This window comes from Marinomonas vulgaris (genome assembly GCF_018145875.1).
Lineage (GTDB): Bacteria > Pseudomonadota > Gammaproteobacteria > Pseudomonadales > Marinomonadaceae > Marinomonas > Marinomonas vulgaris.
Window position 1 is genome coordinate 83,639 of record NZ_JAGSSV010000007.1, and the last position, 15,532, is coordinate 99,170.

The window sequence follows — 15,532 nt, forward strand, 5'->3', positions numbered from 1 at the left end:
ATGTCTTCTTCTGTTGCTGCTTCCACATCGTTAGGAAAGCAGCTCTTCTCTATGACTTGGCCGATGTTGTTCGGCATCTTATCCTTGATGAGTTTTCAACTGGTCGACAGTGCCTTTATCGGCCAATTGGGTGTATTGCCTTTGGCGGCACAAGGGTTCACCTTACCGATTCAAATGGTGGTAATTGGTCTTCAAGTCGGTTTGGGCATTGCCACCACAGCGATTATTTCTCGAGCATTGGGCGCTGGAAACCATGGCTATGCCAAGCAGCTCGGTGGCTTGGTGCTGGCGATCGGTAGCATTGGTATTGCCGTGTTTGGTGTGCTGGTGTGGTTGTTACGTCATCCTATTTTGGCTCTTCTTAGCGCACCAGAATCGATTTTCCCTGTGGTCGATGGGTATTGGCCACATTGGCTGCTCAGTGCTTGGGTTGGGGCATTATTGTATTTTTATTACAGCATTTGTCGCTCAAATGGCAATACGCTGTTGCCGGGCATTATGATGGTGGTAACCAGTGTCTTGAATGTGCTGTTAGACCCGATTTTTATTTTCACATTAGACCTTGGATTAGAAGGCGCCGCCATGGCGACCACGCTGTCGTTTGTATTGGGGCTGATAATCATGGTGCCACTGGTGGCACGTAAGCATTGGGTAACCGTGGATTGGCAAGATTTGAACGTCACAAAAAGTGTTATGGCCATCGGGCACATTATGGGGCCTGCGATGGTCAGCCAGTTATTACCGCCAGTGTCGTCTGTGCTGGCGACCAAACTCATTGCCGGCTTTGGCACCGCGGCGGTAGCCTCATGGGCGCTCGGGTCGCGCTTCGAGTTCTTTGCGATTGTGTCCGCGTTGGCGCTGACCATGTCCATCCCTCCTATGGTCGGCCGATTATTGGGCGCGAAAAAAGTGGATGACATCCGCCACCTTGTTTTTATTGCGGTGCGTTTCATTATCGGCTTTCAATTACTTGTTGCGCTTGCGACCTTTTTCGCCTCCGAACCCTTGTCACAACTACTGACCAGCGAGATGGAAGTGTCGACTATTTTGAATTGGCATCTGATGCTAGTGCCGATCAGTCTGGGCTCTTTAGGAGTGTGTATGCTGATGGTGTCGGTGTCCAACGCCTTGGGCAAATCCTATACGGCGCTTACTATCTCGGCATTGCGGCTGTTTGCTTTCTTTTTGCCTTGTTTGTGGATCGGTTCTGAAATCGCGGGTTTAAAAGGCCTCTTCATCGGTATTTTAATTGGTAATTTATTGGCTGGTTGGTGTGCGTGGCGTATGTACTTACGAACGCTCGCCATCGTTGAGCGTGATGTATAAATGATATAACATAACACTCTAATGTAGGTAAATTGCAATTGAAAGCCTAGTTGATAATGAATGTCATTTGTATATAATGCTCGCTATGCCTGAATTATAATTATTGGAGAATTATTGTGGACGCCTTGGTGAAACAGAAGATAATCGCTTTTTTAGAGGTCGGTGGGCCAGTTGTATGGATACTGATGGTGTTTTCTGTGGTGGCGTTGACCATAGTGTTGCTGAAACTGTGGCAGTTCGCGGCGTTGCGTGCAGAGAGTACCAAGCGTGCAGAGTTAGCCTTGGCGCAATGGCGAGCAGGCGCGGCAGATAAATCTCTTGCGTTGCTTAATGAGAAACGTCCTATTGATGCCTTGGTGAGTTACACCATGCGCGCCATGCTGACGGCCGAGGCCAATGTTGAGGTGATTCGTGAAGAAGCCGAGCGTCGTGCGATGAACCGATTGAGCCAGCTGCGTGCTTACCTTCGTCCATTGGAAATCATCGCCACTTTGAGCCCTTTGTTAGGCTTGTTGGGGACAGTATTAGGCATGATCACCGCGTTCCAACAAATGGAAGGCGCGGGCAATCAGGTCGATCCTTCTGTGTTGTCAGGCGGTATCTGGCAAGCCTTGTTAACCACGGCCGTTGGGTTGGCAGTAGCCATTCCTGTGGTGACCTTGCACAGCTGGTTGGAGCGTAAAGTAGAGCGTATTGCTCACAATATGAACGATATGGTGACTCAAGTTTTCACTGTGAAAGCCGTCAATCTGGTCTCATCACAGGCGCATCACACTGTTTCAAAACGTGATGCAGAAACCGGCAGTGACAAGGATAAAGCCTTGCATGCCGCTTAATATTTCCCAACCTAAACGCAAAAACGCAATTAGTTTAACGCCACTGATCGATGTGGTGTTTATTCTATTGTTGTTCTTTATGTTGACCTCCAGCTTTGTGCCTTGGCGCATTGTGGATACGCCTTTATCGGTGGCAACAGACGCCCCTGCTGCCCCAGAAGAGCGCGTCAATGTGATTCTCACGTTGAAGCAAAACAATGGCCAAGTGTGGGTAAACGACGAGGTGCTGAGCCTGTCAGATTCGTCTGTGTTTCAAACTTTGGTCAGCGACAATGGTGATGCGGTGTTTATTATCCAAGCAGAGGATGGGGTGACTTTACAGTCGTTAATGAGCCTAGCTGATCGCTTGAAACTTAACGGCGCTGAAACAGTTTCCATCGCCAATGCCTTTGCTATGCCGGAGGCGAAATGAAAATAGCCGCAAAATACGCCGCCAGAAAAGCCAACGACGATGACAACATGGTGCCACTGATCAATGTGGTGTTCTTAATGTTGGTGTTTTTTATGGTCGCTGGACAAATTCGCAAAGCTGACCCAATCCCCGTCATTCCCCCTCAATCTATCAATGATACGCGTGCGGCCACCGACCCAAATATTGAGATAGTGGTGGGCGCCGACAATATTCTGTATGTGGATGATGTGCTGTTTACCGTTGAAGATGTGCAAGCTTACTTGGAGCAAGCGTTTTCCAGCGCGGTCAACCCCGACGCTTTTTGGGTGCAAATCAAAGCCGATGGCGATATTCCTTTAGATTCGCTACGGCCCATTTTCAATCAAGTGCGTTTAGCGGGACTGACCAAGGTCAGTTTGGCTACTCAACTAGAGAGAGAAGCAAAATGATCGCCACACGACATTGGGTACTGGCTGGTGGCTTGGCAATTTCTGTGCATGCGCTGGCGTTTTATGCGGTGTTTAACTCACCACCACAAGGCAGCCAAGCGCCCGGTTCTCAAGGTATAGAGTTTGATTTAGGCATGGTGGGCGATTTGGGCGTTGCGGCACAAACCACCATGGCTCAAGAAGACGTGCAAGAAGTCGAAGAGATAATAGAAGAGCCTATCGAAGAAGTGGTTGAAGACATCGTCGAGCCTGAACCTGTTATCGAACCAGAACCCGTTGTCGAGCCTGAACCTGTTGTTGAACCTGAGCCGATTATTGAGCCAGAACCTATTGTTGAACCTAAACCAGAGCCAGTGGTTAAACCAGAACCTGTTGAGGTAAAACAGGCCTCGCCCATTGAAGTGGAAAAGCCTAAGCCTAAGCCAATACCGAAAAAAGAGCCGAAGCCAAAACCGAAACAAGAACCAAAGGTAGAGCCTAAACCACTCCCTAAAAAAGTGCCTAAAAAAGAGCCAGCACCTGTCAAGCCCATGCCTAAAAAGATTGCACCGCCTTCCGCGGCAAATCAAAAGGCCACCACGGGCAGCGCCAACTCAGCCAGTACAGGTGGAAACCCGGGTGCTAAGGCCGACTATTTTACACAGCTTACCGCCGTATTAGGCAGTAATAAGCGTTACCCGAGGGCGTCTCGTCGTCGTAGTGAGGAAGGGGTCGTGTCTTTGTCGTTTGTGGCTCATGCAGACGGTTCCGTGTCTGATGTGAGAATTACTGAGAGTTCTGGGCATCGACGTCTTGATGATGCGGTGCTGGACATGATTAAGCGCTCAGTGCCGTTGCCACCTTTTACCAAAGGTATGGTGGAAAGTGAGTTGCGCATTAATTTACCTGTCTCCTTCAAACTGAGCGACTTACGTTAGTCGCTCAGTATTCTTAGTTGAGTTGCTCTGCTTATTGAGCGATCAGTTTCGCTGGCGCTGGATGCTTGGGCAGTAATAACCAAACCTTGCCAAAGTGCTTGAGTTGCCCTGCGTGTACATGGGCTTCTTCGCCAATACCCTGATACCAATCGATATGACCAGGGCCTTTTATTGCGCCGCCTTTGTCTTGGGCGAGTAATAACCGAAACTCGTGCCCCATTAAGTTGCCATAGGCGTCCAGTTTGGGGACTTGCGCGAGCAGAATGGAACCGAGCGGAATCACGCTGGGATCAACCGCTGCTGAGTAAAGTGGTGTGAGTGGCACATTGGCCGCGCCGACAGGCTTTTCTGGGCCTTCACTGAAAAACAAATAACTGGGATTGGTGGAGAGCATTTCGCGATTGCGTTCTGGGTGATCTTTGAGCCACTGGCGAATGCTTTGGGCTGAAATGTCCGCCCGATCAATTTCGCCCCGTTCGATAAGTTCTTTGCCTAAACTGCGATACGCATGACCATTTACGCCTCCCCACGACAAGAGTTTGCGCTCGCCATCTTCGTATTCCACCACGCCCGAGCCTTGCACATGCAGAAAGAAGTTATCCACTAAACTGGCGGTGTAGGCGATCTCTAGCCCTTGGCCTGCTAATGCGCTATTAAAGTCGATGTCTTCGCGAGAAGGGAAGTTGCCTTCGGCATCCCGCTGGGTGGGTTTACGATAAAGCGGGTAGCGATACACCTCGTCGGGTAGGTGTCGAACGGGCAAAATTGGCACATAGTAACCGGTAATCTGTACATTGCCCCGCTGGTCTTGTCCGGCCAATTGGTGAGCAATCAGTTGGGGCTGTTTGGTTGGATCAACAAGCCATTGACCGATTTCTTGTGCGACTTGTTTTAGATCGGCCACGCTGGTTTGGGTGTTTTCCAGTAAAAAGGTTTTGTCGCTGATTTTGTTTAAGTAGGCAATGTGCTGCTGCAGCCCTGCTTGAAAGCTTTCGTCTGGCATGGGCAAGCCTGGAGGAAGGCTTTCTTTTAGATATAGGGTATCGCGTTTGAGCGCGGTGGCGTCGCGGCCATTGTTTGCAAAGTCATTAGATTGATCAATTTCGGTGACGCTGCAACCGGCAAATACAACCAAAGACGCCAGACTGACAAGGCGAAAAAGGGGGCGTCTTGGTGTACGGTTTGTTGGAAGTATTGACATCATACGCTCTATTTTTTTGTGAAGGATTTAACAACAAAGTGAGACCACAGCTTGCGTGCTAGGTTCAAAAACTTAGGTGCTCATAGGCTTGGCGCAGACTAATAAAGGTGTCTTGATCGCCGCCACGATCTGGGTGATGTTGTTGTGCGAGCTTACGATATTGCTGTTTGATGTCAGCTTTACTCGGATTGGTGTTGTCGATCTGTAAGGTTTTGAGGGCGGCCTCCCGATCCCCAGAGACACTGATACCCGTATAAAAACTATTCAGTAAATCGGAGACATCACTGGCGTTGGTTTTCTCGTACTCGCTCCAATCCAGATAATAGCTGGCTAACTTTGCGTCGACGCTGATGTCCAATGAACTTGTGTCTGAGGAGGTGTTGTCGGAGGCGTTGCATTCTTTGGCGCTGACTAAAGAAATACGCAAAGCGCTGATATTGAGCAGCAGGTGTTCGTCTTGCCAGAGGCTTTGTTGCAGCTGATACAAGGCATTCATGATTAAGAAATGCTGGCGAAACAGTGTTAAATTGGCATCGTCGGCCAGCTGGTTGAACTCGGGTAATTGTTCTTTTAGGGCTTTTAAAATAGCAAACTCGGTGGTGCCATCAGGATGATGTTTTAACAGAGTAAGAATAGGGCCGACCAAGGGGTTTTTCATATCAAGCTCGTTTAGGTTATCGTTATTAACAGTGTAGCAACTAAAGATTAAAGGCAAAAATATGTTGTGGATTATCGGGATTGTGCTGGCCTTGGTGCTGATTGTTGGGCCGAGTGTTTGGGTAAAATACACGTTAAAACGCTACGCAACCGACCGTGAGGATTTACCTGGTACCGGCGGCGAGCTGGCGACGCATTTGGTGAAGCGTTTTGAACTGAATGAAGTGAAAATTGAAGCGACCAAAGAGGGTCAGGATCATTTTGATTTTGGCCAACATAGAGTGCGATTAAGCCCTAGTGTGTTAAGTGGTCGTTCGTTGACGGCGGTGGCCGTGGCAGCCCATGAAGTGGGTCACGCTATTGCCCATGAAAAGAAGCAGAAAATCTCTCACTTAAGTACTCGCTATCTACCACTTGCTCACCTTGCTCGCCGTATTACCGCGGGTCTGTTGCTAGGTTGGCCTGTTATTTCGGCTTTGTTGCATTTGCCTTATGCAGTGCCTTTGCATGCGGCTGTGGTGGGGTTATCTGGGTTCTTAGCGGTGATTGTGCAACTGGCGATTTTACCCGAAGAGTGGGACGCCAGTTTTAACAAAGCTTTGCCGATTTTAACCGAGGGCAACTACATTCCACATAGTGATCTACCTAAAGTGAAAAAAATCCTCACCGCCTGCGCGATGACTTACGTTGCTGCTGCCTTGGTTAGAGTACTCTTTGTATGGCGATGGTTTAAGCGCTAGTCCTTGTGATGCGGCTTTTTCCTTTATCTCCATTATGCCTCCCATATTTTCATGTAGACTAAATTATTTATTCGAGCGCGAGCGACTCGTTTTTATCGACTAAAGGGCATCCGGTGCGCATTCCAATAGTAACTAAGCTGTTCGTGTCTTTGTTTATCACCAGCGTGGCGTTGGTGGCGGGCATGGCGTTTTTGGTGAGCTACAGTTTTAAATCCGGTTTCCAAGACTATCTGAATCAACAAGAGAAAAAGCAGGTCATTGAATACGCCGCGACCTTGTCAGATTACTATTCGAAAGAAGATGGATGGCAGCAACTCATTGAGCACCCTGATATCTGGGGAGCATTTCTTGGCGATCAAGACGGCTCTGCGCCGAGGCAGCCTCCTGAGCGCCATGTATTAAATTTCCCCCAAATGGACTCACCGCCGCGAAATGAAGAAGAGCGTCGCTTTCCGCCACCCCCTCAAACTTCCCCAGTGGAAGAGTTAGGGCCTATCAGTCATCGTATTCATTTGTTAGATGCGCAACGCCAATGGGTCATAGGCGTCCCACCGGCTCTAGATAAAGCGTCCTTCCAATGGTTGGAGGTGCCTGTTATCTCTGGTACAGAAACAGTGGGCTGGTTGGTGCTACAGCAAAGAAACCTAGTAACGGGGCCGTTGGTGGTGCGTTTTTATGAACAGCAGCAGAGCAACTTATTGTGGATTATTGGCTTGGCGGGTCTAACTTCTTTGGTCGTAGCCTTGTTTTTAGTGCGCTATTTTTTATCTCCGTTGAAACACCTCAAAGAAGGCGCGAGCGCCTTATCTAATGGCGATTACGATTTCGTCTTTGAGGGCAAAAGTAACGACGAATTCGCCGCTTTAGCAGACAGTTTCCAGTTGTTGCTGCAAAGTCTAAAAAAGCAAAAAGAATCACGAGAACAATGGCTGGTGGATATTTCCCATGAGTTACGCACCCCCATTGCCGTGCTGCGCAGTGAGCTAGAAGCGATACAAGATGGCATTCGCCAAGCCGACATGCAACGAATCGATTCCATGCACCATCAGGTGATGGGATTACGCCGTTTGGTGGACGATTTGTACCTGCTTTCCAAAACCGACTCTGGTGTTTATCAGATGAATTGGCAGCCTCTGAATTTGGTGACCTTGGTGCAAAGATTGATCCATCAGTTTGACGCCAGGGCCATGGAAAAAGGGCTGCACATTGAATTGATCGCCTCTAGTGATCCTGTGATATTAAAGGGCGATGAAAAGACCTTGGAGCAGTTATTGGTGAATGTTTTAGAAAACAGTTTACGTTACACCGATGCGCCAGGGAGTATTCAGGTGTCGATTATTGACCAAGAGGAAAATGTGGGCGTGTGTGTAGAGGATTCCTTGCCTGGTGTGGCCGCAGAGCACTTGCCGAATGTATTTCGTCGTCTATACCGTGTTGATCAATCCCGCAGCCGCCAACACGGTGGTTCAGGGTTGGGATTGTCCATCTGTCGTAATATTGTCACCATGCACGGCGGTGACATTAGGGCGAGAGCGTCGACGCTGGGTGGTTTGGCTATTGATATAACATTGAAAAAAGAGAGTGGAACATGAGCGACACAAGAAAGTTTGTCTTAGTAGTGGAGGATGAACCGACCTTGTCGGCTATTCTATGTGAATACCTTGAGCACGCCGGTTTTCGGACGAAAAGCCTAGAAGATGGCGCGCAGGTAGTGAATACGGTGAAGCAACTGGCACCTGATCTGATTATTTTGGATTTGATGCTACCGAACAAAAATGGCTTGGACATTTATCGTGAAATTCGCCTGTTCAGTCAAGTGCCAGTGATTATGGCGACAGCCAAAGTGGAAGAAATTGACCGCCTTATTGGCCTGGAGCTGGGAGCAGATGATTATATTTGTAAGCCATACAGTACCCGAGAAGTGGTGGTTAGGGTGAAGAACATTTTGCGTCGCAACGATGCCCCCACGTTTGTACCAGAAGATGGACTAAAAATTGAAGAATTGTCGATGACCGTTTTATACCGACAACAGCGCATTCCACTCACTCCGGCAGAGTTTAAAATTTTGGCGTTCTTGCACAAAAATGCCAGCAAGATCTACAGCCGTGAGCAATTGATGGACAACATATATTCCGATAATCGTGTAGTGGCGGATCGAGCCATTGATAGCCACATTAAGAATTTGCGTAAAAAATTGGCCGAAGCCAGCCCGGGTTCCGACTACATTAAATCTGTTTACGGTGTGGGTTATAAGTTTGACGATTAGTCGCTGTTATCTCCATATTGAATACAAATTCAATGCCTATACTGCCCGTCGTAAATTATCGACGTGGTGTCTAAGAGACGCCTGAGGAAGTACAAAATGAAGACAGTATTTTCAGCCACTATGTTGCCTGTTTTAACGGCAAGTATGTTAGCGCTTTTCTCTCTGAATACTCTGGCGAATGAGCCACCGAGAAGCCCACCTTCGTTTGAACAAATGGACGCAAACGGTGATCAGGTTCTGACGAAAGACGAAGTGCAAGGCCCATTGCTAAATGACTTTGATCGTTTTGATACGGATCACAATGGTTCTTTAAGCGAAGCTGAGTTACCTGCGCCACCTAGTCATTAAGGTCGTTCTGTAAGCAGTCCAATGGCACTGGACACAGTATGATCGCAATAATCCGCCTCTTTCTAATGAAAGAGGCGGATTTTTTTTAGCGTTGTTTGGTTTCAAACTCTGGATGAATCCAAACAGGGGCGTTTAGACTCGGCAAGGCCTCTTTGCCCAAAATCATGTCGGCGGCTTTCTCTGCCACCATGATGGTAGGGGCGTTAAGATTGCCATTGGTGATGGTGGGGAAAATTGACGAATCCACAACGCGTAAATTTTCAATACCGCGCACCTGACAGTACTCATTAAGCACAGCCATTGGGTCATTATCGTCGCCCATTTTACAAGTGCAAGACGGATGATAGGCGCTTTCCACGTTGTCTTTTACCCATTTATCGATGTCGGCATCGCTCTGAATGTGTAAACCTGGCTGAATTTCTTCACCGCGAAAATCCTCCAGCGCCGATTGTTGCAGCACTTCGCGTGTTAGGCGAATGGTGTCGCGCCAGTCTTGCTTATCTTGCTCGGTCGAAATGTAGTTAAACAAGATGCGAGGCTTGGCTGCTGGGTCCGACGACTCTATCCACAGCTTGCCTCGGCTTTCAGGTTTATTTGGCCCCACATGCACTTGATAACCATGACCTTCCACCGCCGCTTGACCGTCGTAACGCATGGCGGCAGGCAAGAAATGGTATTGAATGTTCGGCCATTTTAAGCCCGCTCGAGAGCGAATAAAGCCACAAGACTCAAAGTGGTTGGTGGCGCCCAGTCCGGTTTTGAATAACATCCAGCGTGCGCCAATCATGCCTTTGCTGACTAAGCCAAGCTTGCTATTTAGAGTGACAGGCTGCTTACATTCGTATTGGAAATACACTTCTAGGTGATCTTGCAGGTTTTCACCCACGCCTGGCAGCTCATGCAATAAAGGAACACCAGCGTTGTTCAGCACGTCTTTTGGACCGATGCCAGACAATTGCAGCAACTGGGGCGAACCCACGGAGCCCGCCGATAAAATCACCTCTTTGTCGGCCATTATGTGCTGAACTTGGCCGTTTTTACTGAATTCTATACCAATGGCTTGTTTATTTTTGAACAAGACTTTATGTGTCAAAACGCCGGTTTTCAGTGTTAAGTTGGGACGGCTGAGAGCGCGACGCAAATACACATTAGACGTAGACGCACGTACGCCATTTTTCACCGTCATGTGCATGGGGCCAAAGCCTTCTTGGCGATACCCGTTGTAGTCGTCGGTTTTGCCATAACCCGCTTCTTCGCCCGCTGCAATAAAGGCTTGGTATAGCGGATTATAGGTCATGTCGTTGCCGTTGTTCGTGGCTAAAGGGCCACCGTCACCACGGTACAAATCAGCGCCACCTTTCCAGCTCTCGGCTTTTTTAAAGTAAGGCAAGCAGGTCTGATAATTCCAACCAGTGGCGCCATTTTCTTCCCATTGGTCGAAATCACCGGCGTGACCACGAACATACACCATGCCGTTGATTGAGGAAGAGCCGCCCAACACTTTGCCACGGGGGCAGTGCATTTCTCGGCCATCGAGACCAGGTTCTTTGTCGGTGTGAAATTGCCACGCGTATTTTTCGGTGTTCATTGGATAAGACAAGGCGGTGGGCATTTGAATAAAAATGCTTTTATCCGAGCCGCCCATTTCTAATATCAGCACCTTGTGCTCACCGCTTTCTGTTAGTCGGTCTGCCAGCACACATCCTGCGGAGCCAGCACCAACAATGATGTAATCGTATGTTTCATTTGCCATGACGGTTCTCATTTTTGACAAGGGGTAAGAGCTCAGCTTAGTAAGGGCTTTCGATGTCGTTAAGATCGACAAATACGCTCTTAGTTTGTGTGTAGTGGTACAAGGTTTCGATGCCATTTTCACGACCAATGCCCGACTCTTTATAACCACCAACCGGCATTTCAGCAGGCGATGCACCCCAAGCGTTAATCCAACAAATACCGGCTTGCAATTGATTAATGACTCTGTGTGCGCGGGCAAAGTCTTTGGTGAACACTCCAGCGGCTAAGCCCAGTTTGGTGTCGTTGGCGCGTGCAATCACCTCGTCTTCATCGGTAAAACTCAATACCGACATGACAGGACCGAAGATTTCATCGCGTACTTGTGGCATCTCGTCGGTGCAATCGGTGAAGACGGTTGGCGCGACAAAAGCGCCCTTATCGAGGCCGTTGTCAGTGACTTGGTAGCCGCCACATAATAGCGTTGCACCTGCGTCTTTCGCGGCTTGAATGTAACCGAGTACTTTTTGCATGTGATCTTTTGAAATCAAGGCACCGACTTGGGTGTTCATGTCCATCGGGTCACCAATGACCATGGCTTCAGTGCGTGTTTTCAGTTCTTTAGTAAAGGCATCGAGCATGTCCGCATGAACAAACACACGGGTGCCATTAGTACAGACTTCGCCTTGGGTGTAGAAATTGGCCAACATGGCCGCAGACACCGCTTGGTCTATCGGCATATCGGGGAAGATGATCATCGGCGATTTACCGCCCAACTCCATGGTAACTTGCTTTAGTGTTTGTGCCGAAGCGGCCATGACTTTTTTGCCCGTACCGACTTCACCAGTGAAAGACACCTTATCGATACCTGGGTGAGCGGTGATCATTTGACCGGTGCGAGCGTCCCCTTGAATCACGTTGAAAACGCCGTCTGGTAAGCCCGCTTGGGTGAAAATCTCGGCCAGTTTTAGGGCGGTGAGTGGCGTTTCTTCGGAGGGCTTGAAGATCATGGCGTTGCCAGCGGCGAGTGCAGGGCCAGATTTCCACATGGCGATCTGAATCGGGTAATTCCATGCGCCTATGCCCGCACAAATGCCCAGAGGCTCGCGGCGAGTGTAGAAGAAGTTGCCATTGCTAAGGTCTTGGTAATCGCCTTGGATTTTATCGGTCAGGCCGGCGTAATATTCGATCACGTCAGCGCCGGTTTGAATATCAACGCAAATGGCTTCTTGTAATGGCTTGCCGGTGTCTAGAACTTCTAGGCGTGCCAATGCTTCATTGTTTTCACGTAATAAGTCGGCGGCTCTTTTAAGAATGCGTCCGCGCTCGACTGCACTCATGGCTGCCCACACTTTTTGACCCTGTTTGGCAGATTCAACGGCTGCGTCCAACTCAGCTTGCCCCGCGTGCTCTACGGTAGCAATGACATCGCCAGTGGCGGGATTAATAGTGTCGAAGTGTTCACCGCTGGTCGATGCATGGTAGCGACCGTGAATGTATTGCTGCTGGTGTGCCATGAGATACCCCTGATGTTGGAAACTGTTCGTGAAAAGACAGATGTGCATTTTTATTAAATGCGCGTTTAATAAAACCAATTGTACCTAATTTGACATCACATTGCAGCCCGTAGAAAAAACCGCTGGGCGAACAAGAGAAGTGTGTGAGCAGGTTGGGGAGAAATACAAGAAAACGCCGCCCTGATAAAGATCAGGGCATGGATGGGTTACAGTTGAATAACGCCGTTCGATTCATGACTGATTGGGCTAGGAACAAAGGCATCAGCCATGTCGTCGTTCATCCAATCTGTGCTGTTTAATACATAACGAAATTGATACTCCGCATCCACAGCAAGATTGAGCGTTGACGCAAAGACCCCGGACTTCTGTTTTTTCATCGGATTTGCCGTGTCATCCCAGTTGTTAAAGTCACCAACGACGGAAACCTTCTTGGCTGTGCCAACAGCATCGGCAGGTAAGACAAACTTTACTTTGCATTGTGGTTTGGTTTTTAAGTAGGTTTTCTCAATCATGTCCAGACTCCATTTTTAGGTGACCGTGGTAAAACAAAGGTACCGAAGTGATTAGCAAGGCTTACGCCATTTTCCGTAACCGTTTCATATGTAAGTAAAAACGCTAAAAACTGATATGCAAATGTTATGTATCACGGTGCATTTTGCTTGTTGAAAAAGCAAGTGATGCGCTTTCTTTGTGCTAGAGACTTTCTTATTTTAGAAGGTGGCGGGTTAGATCACCTTGATCTACACTAAATAAATGCACAACCGTTATCTTAGTAACCTCCATCTTAATAATAAAAATGAGGTGTTTATCATGGATATTGAAACCGTCGTTCTTCTCATTTTAAGTGTGGTGCTCGTCATTAAAGTCGTGTATCTGGCATTTTTCAAGCACGCAGACCATGAGGGGCATTCGGCCCGCCATGGCTCCCATCATCATAGCGACTCACGCTAACCAATAGACCAGTATAGATTATAAATCCCGGGTTATATTGGCGTATTGTGGCCTCGGTAGCGTTTGTTTTTTGAGTCTTTAATAGTGTTTAGGTCAACGAGTACTAACCCGTCGACGCAATAACCAAAGTCGGCATCGACGCCAAAATCCAAGAAACGAACGCCACCGGGTTCACATAATTCGCTGTATTGCTTGAATAATGTAGGAACACTGGCGCCAAAATGGTTGAGCTGTTCTTTTAAGACTCTAAAATCGGCTTCGTAATCTTGACCACTGAATAATCCAGATAAAATGTCTTTGTGCTCCGCGGTTACCTGATAGGGCGTGAAGGAGCGAGCCAGATGTTCATGATCAGCAAAATACAACTGATAAAACGCCACAATAAAATCTTTTGCGACTTGTGGGTAACTGTTACTTAAGCTCACAGGGCCAAACAAATAGCGAATGTCAGGGTGGCGATCGAGGTAAGCACCTATGCCATACCATAAATAATCGAGACTGCGTTTGCCCCAGTATTTAGGCTGAATGAAACTGCGGCCGAGTTCTATGCCTTGTTCGAAATAGGGTTCCATATCGCACGAGTAGCGAAACAGTTCCGCGCTGTAGATGCGGTTCAGTGTCTCTTCTTTCATATAACGAGCCACTTCTCCAATACGGTAAGCTCCGACAATTTCCAGCGCTTCTTCGTCCCACAAAATTAAGTGGCGGTAATACTGGTCGAACTTATCCAGATCAGAGCGTTCCCCTGTGCCTTCGCCTACTTTGCGAAAGGCAATTTCTCGTAAGCGCCCAATTTCCTTCATGGTGACGGACATGGGGTCAAAGTCGAACAGGTAAATTTGTTTATTGTCTTTGGTGCTACCAAGGTGTTCGGCGAGTTTTAGTTCTTGCTTAATGAGCTGACGATTCTGGGGGTGTTCAACCGTTTTTTCGGTTTTCAGCAGAGGCTTTTTGCCTTTGGCGATGCGGTATAAATGCCGCTTGACCAGTTTGTTTTTTTCTTTGTCACTCAATGGCAGTTTGGCCAATTCTTGGATGGGAATGGCTTGGCCGACTTGCATGGGGATTTTCCGGTTACGCTGGCGAAACATTTCGTTTGCTAGCTGTAACGTGGACAAAGGGCGGTACAAGATTGAGCTGGTATAAAACAGCATGGAATTACGACCACCAATATGAACGGGCAGTAATGGGCTGTTGGTTTTTTGTGCCAGTTTCAGATAATTCTGATTCCATTGTTGGTCTTTAACTCCGCTGGGCGATAAGCGCGATACTTCCCCAGCGGGGAAAATAATAACCGCTTCTTCGTTGTGCAAGCAGCTCATGATGGCCTTAAGCTTTTGGCGACCAGTTTTGCCCCCCATATTGTCTACAGGCAGCACCAGTTGTTTCAAGCCATCGAAGCCCATAAGTAAATCATTGGCGACGATTTTGACATCAGGACGAATTTCCCCAATCAGGCGTAATAAAGCCAAGCCGTCTAACGCGCCCAATGGGTGGTTGGCAATGATCATCACACGACCGCTGGCGGGAATATTACGTCGGTCTACTTGGCTGACTTGATAGCTGAAGTTGAAGTGATCCAGTACTCGGTCAATGAATTCGAAGCCGACACAGCCGTGGTTTTTTTCCAGGAATTGATTTACTTCATTTTCGTGGAATAAGCGCTTGAGCACGCTTAACGTCGGGCGAGTAATAAAGGGGCTTTTGTCGAAAAACTGAGGAGACTTACTGGCAATCATTTGCTCGACTTGTATCACAGTGTAGCTCCGCTTTTGTAAGATAGTAGGTGTCTTATTAAGCAGAGTAGATGGTCAGTATGACAAAGGTGTGACGTTTATATGGCGAAAAAATGAACGCAAAAGGAAAAAGTGAACATAAAGAAAGGAGGGTTAATCGGGTGTAGAGTCTTCGTCACCTTTTGGCGTTTTGTCGAAGGTATAAAAGAAATACCACAAACAATAACTCGTTATGCCCAACGCGACGGCCGCCCAAAGGGGTTCATTTGATACCCATTCCAATATTGTCCACGCTGCACAGAAAGTAGTGGCAGCGACTCTGCGCCATTTGGGACGGAAAAAAGCACGATCTGAATCAGTCAGCATAAACGTTGAAGGTCATTAATAGGAAACATTACAGGTAAGAAATCATTTGATCCGCCAACCTATCAATCATGATAGAACGCTTAGAAAGCAAGGATAGTGT

The 15,532-nt window shown here is 48.0% G+C and carries 17 protein-coding genes; 10 read left to right on the forward strand and 7 right to left on the reverse strand.

Annotation, left to right across the window (positions count from 1 at the left end):
• From J9B83_RS07825 to J9B83_RS07845, 5 genes are all read left to right on the forward strand, one after another.
• Entirely contained in the window at positions 1 to 1,326 is a 1,326-nt protein-coding gene (locus J9B83_RS07825) for an MATE family efflux transporter (RefSeq protein ID WP_211536196.1), read from the forward strand.
• Positions 1,327 to 1,454: 128 nt separating this feature from the next.
• On the forward strand, positions 1,455 to 2,162 hold the full coding sequence (locus J9B83_RS07830) for a MotA/TolQ/ExbB proton channel family protein (protein WP_328797717.1): 708 nt from the start codon (positions 1,455 to 1,457) through the stop codon (positions 2,160 to 2,162).
• A complete protein-coding gene (locus J9B83_RS07835) occupies positions 2,152 to 2,574 on the forward strand; it encodes an ExbD/TolR family protein (RefSeq protein WP_211536198.1) in 423 nt (140 codons plus the stop codon). Before J9B83_RS07830 ends, J9B83_RS07835 begins: the two co-directional genes overlap by 11 nt.
• Positions 2,571 to 3,002 carry an ExbD/TolR family protein gene (locus tag J9B83_RS07840; protein WP_211536199.1) on the forward strand — a complete coding sequence of 144 codons (432 nt, stop codon included), beginning with the start codon at positions 2,571 to 2,573 and terminating at the stop codon, positions 3,000 to 3,002. The genes J9B83_RS07835 and J9B83_RS07840 overlap by 4 nt, the downstream gene beginning before the upstream one ends.
• A complete protein-coding gene (locus tag J9B83_RS07845) occupies positions 2,999 to 3,919 on the forward strand; it encodes an energy transducer TonB (RefSeq protein WP_211536200.1) in 921 nt (306 codons plus the stop codon). Before J9B83_RS07840 ends, J9B83_RS07845 begins: the two co-directional genes overlap by 4 nt.
• Before the next feature lie 31 nt (positions 3,920 to 3,950).
• Here J9B83_RS07845 and mltA read toward each other — a convergent pair whose 3' ends face one another.
• Together mltA and J9B83_RS07855 are read right to left on the reverse strand one after the other, a co-directional pair.
• Positions 3,951 to 5,120: a murein transglycosylase A gene (gene mltA, locus J9B83_RS07850; RefSeq protein WP_211536201.1), complete on the reverse strand. Its 1,170-nt coding sequence runs from the start codon at positions 5,118 to 5,120 to the stop codon at positions 3,951 to 3,953.
• 64 nt (positions 5,121 to 5,184) lie between these two features.
• A complete protein-coding gene (locus J9B83_RS07855; protein WP_211536202.1) occupies positions 5,185 to 5,778 on the reverse strand; it encodes a DNA-J related domain-containing protein in 594 nt (197 codons plus the stop codon).
• Positions 5,779 to 5,839: 61 nt separating this feature from the next.
• On the opposite strand from J9B83_RS07855, the gene J9B83_RS07860 reads away from it, so the two are divergent.
• The 4 genes from J9B83_RS07860 to J9B83_RS07875 all read left to right on the forward strand — a co-directional run bounded on the left by J9B83_RS07860 (position 5,840) and on the right by J9B83_RS07875 (position 9,131).
• Entirely contained in the window at positions 5,840 to 6,517 is a 678-nt protein-coding gene (locus J9B83_RS07860; RefSeq protein ID WP_211536203.1) for a zinc metallopeptidase, read from the forward strand.
• A gap of 113 nt (positions 6,518 to 6,630) precedes the next feature.
• Positions 6,631 to 8,109: an ATP-binding protein gene (locus tag J9B83_RS07865; RefSeq protein WP_211536204.1), complete on the forward strand. Its 1,479-nt coding sequence runs from the start codon at positions 6,631 to 6,633 to the stop codon at positions 8,107 to 8,109.
• Positions 8,106 to 8,783 (forward strand): response regulator, encoded by a 678-nt coding sequence (locus tag J9B83_RS07870; RefSeq protein ID WP_211536205.1) that lies wholly within the window; start codon positions 8,106 to 8,108, stop codon positions 8,781 to 8,783. The genes J9B83_RS07865 and J9B83_RS07870 overlap by 4 nt, the downstream gene beginning before the upstream one ends.
• 96 nt (positions 8,784 to 8,879) lie before the next feature.
• Positions 8,880 to 9,131, forward strand: a complete 252-nt coding sequence (locus tag J9B83_RS07875) for an EF-hand domain-containing protein (RefSeq protein ID WP_211536206.1) — start codon at positions 8,880 to 8,882, stop codon at positions 9,129 to 9,131.
• 85 nt (positions 9,132 to 9,216) lie between these two features.
• Here J9B83_RS07875 and betA read toward each other — a convergent pair whose 3' ends face one another.
• From betA to J9B83_RS07890, 3 genes are all read right to left on the reverse strand, one after another.
• Complete coding sequence (gene betA, locus J9B83_RS07880) at positions 9,217 to 10,884, reverse strand: choline dehydrogenase (protein ID WP_211536207.1); 1,668 nt, start codon at positions 10,882 to 10,884, stop codon at positions 9,217 to 9,219.
• A 37-nt stretch (positions 10,885 to 10,921) separates the two neighbouring features.
• Positions 10,922 to 12,379, reverse strand: a complete 1,458-nt coding sequence (gene betB, locus J9B83_RS07885) for a betaine-aldehyde dehydrogenase (RefSeq protein ID WP_211536208.1) — start codon at positions 12,377 to 12,379, stop codon at positions 10,922 to 10,924.
• 206 nt (positions 12,380 to 12,585) lie between these two features.
• Positions 12,586 to 12,891, reverse strand: coding sequence for an isoamylase early set domain-containing protein (locus tag J9B83_RS07890; RefSeq protein WP_211536209.1), 306 nt, complete (start codon positions 12,889 to 12,891; stop codon positions 12,586 to 12,588).
• Positions 12,892 to 13,189: 298 nt separating this feature from the next.
• On the opposite strand from J9B83_RS07890, the gene J9B83_RS07895 reads away from it, so the two are divergent.
• Positions 13,190 to 13,330, forward strand: coding sequence for a hypothetical protein (locus J9B83_RS07895; protein ID WP_211536210.1), 141 nt, complete (start codon positions 13,190 to 13,192; stop codon positions 13,328 to 13,330).
• Positions 13,331 to 13,362: 32 nt separating this feature from the next.
• On the opposite strand, the gene J9B83_RS07900 is transcribed toward J9B83_RS07895, so the two are convergent.
• Both J9B83_RS07900 and J9B83_RS07905 read right to left on the reverse strand, forming a co-directional pair.
• The gene (locus J9B83_RS07900; RefSeq protein ID WP_211536211.1) at positions 13,363 to 15,087 is read right to left on the reverse strand and encodes a GNAT family N-acyltransferase; all 1,725 of its coding nucleotides are present in this window, start codon (positions 15,085 to 15,087) and stop codon (positions 13,363 to 13,365) included.
• Between the two features lie 132 nt (positions 15,088 to 15,219).
• The gene (locus tag J9B83_RS07905; protein ID WP_211536212.1) at positions 15,220 to 15,432 is read right to left on the reverse strand and encodes a hypothetical protein; all 213 of its coding nucleotides are present in this window, start codon (positions 15,430 to 15,432) and stop codon (positions 15,220 to 15,222) included.
• Positions 15,433 to 15,532 lie beyond the last annotated feature (100 nt).

Excerpts from the sequence above, each read along its gene's own strand:
- J9B83_RS07825 (WP_211536196.1), top strand. The coding sequence starts at position 1 with ATGTCTTCTTCTGTTGCTGCTTCCACATCGTTAGGAAAGCAGCTCTTC.
- J9B83_RS07835 (WP_211536198.1), top strand. The coding sequence starts at position 2,152 with ATGCCGCTTAATATTTCCCAACCTAAACGCAAAAACGCAATTAGTTTA.
- J9B83_RS07840 (WP_211536199.1), top strand. The coding sequence starts at position 2,571 with ATGAAAATAGCCGCAAAATACGCCGCCAGAAAAGCCAACGACGATGAC.
- J9B83_RS07845 (WP_211536200.1), top strand. The coding sequence starts at position 2,999 with ATGATCGCCACACGACATTGGGTACTGGCTGGTGGCTTGGCAATTTCT.
- mltA (WP_211536201.1), bottom strand. The coding sequence starts at position 5,120 with ATGTCAATACTTCCAACAAACCGTACACCAAGACGCCCCCTTTTTCGC.
- J9B83_RS07855 (WP_211536202.1), bottom strand. The coding sequence starts at position 5,778 with ATGAAAAACCCCTTGGTCGGCCCTATTCTTACTCTGTTAAAACATCAT.
- J9B83_RS07860 (WP_211536203.1), top strand. The coding sequence starts at position 5,840 with ATGTTGTGGATTATCGGGATTGTGCTGGCCTTGGTGCTGATTGTTGGG.
- J9B83_RS07870 (WP_211536205.1), top strand. The coding sequence starts at position 8,106 with ATGAGCGACACAAGAAAGTTTGTCTTAGTAGTGGAGGATGAACCGACC.
- J9B83_RS07875 (WP_211536206.1), top strand. The coding sequence starts at position 8,880 with ATGAAGACAGTATTTTCAGCCACTATGTTGCCTGTTTTAACGGCAAGT.
- betA (WP_211536207.1), bottom strand. The coding sequence starts at position 10,884 with ATGGCAAATGAAACATACGATTACATCATTGTTGGTGCTGGCTCCGCA.
- betB (WP_211536208.1), bottom strand. The coding sequence starts at position 12,379 with ATGGCACACCAGCAGCAATACATTCACGGTCGCTACCATGCATCGACC.
- J9B83_RS07890 (WP_211536209.1), bottom strand. The coding sequence starts at position 12,891 with ATGATTGAGAAAACCTACTTAAAAACCAAACCACAATGCAAAGTAAAG.
- J9B83_RS07895 (WP_211536210.1), top strand. The coding sequence starts at position 13,190 with ATGGATATTGAAACCGTCGTTCTTCTCATTTTAAGTGTGGTGCTCGTC.
- J9B83_RS07905 (WP_211536212.1), bottom strand. The coding sequence starts at position 15,432 with ATGCTGACTGATTCAGATCGTGCTTTTTTCCGTCCCAAATGGCGCAGA.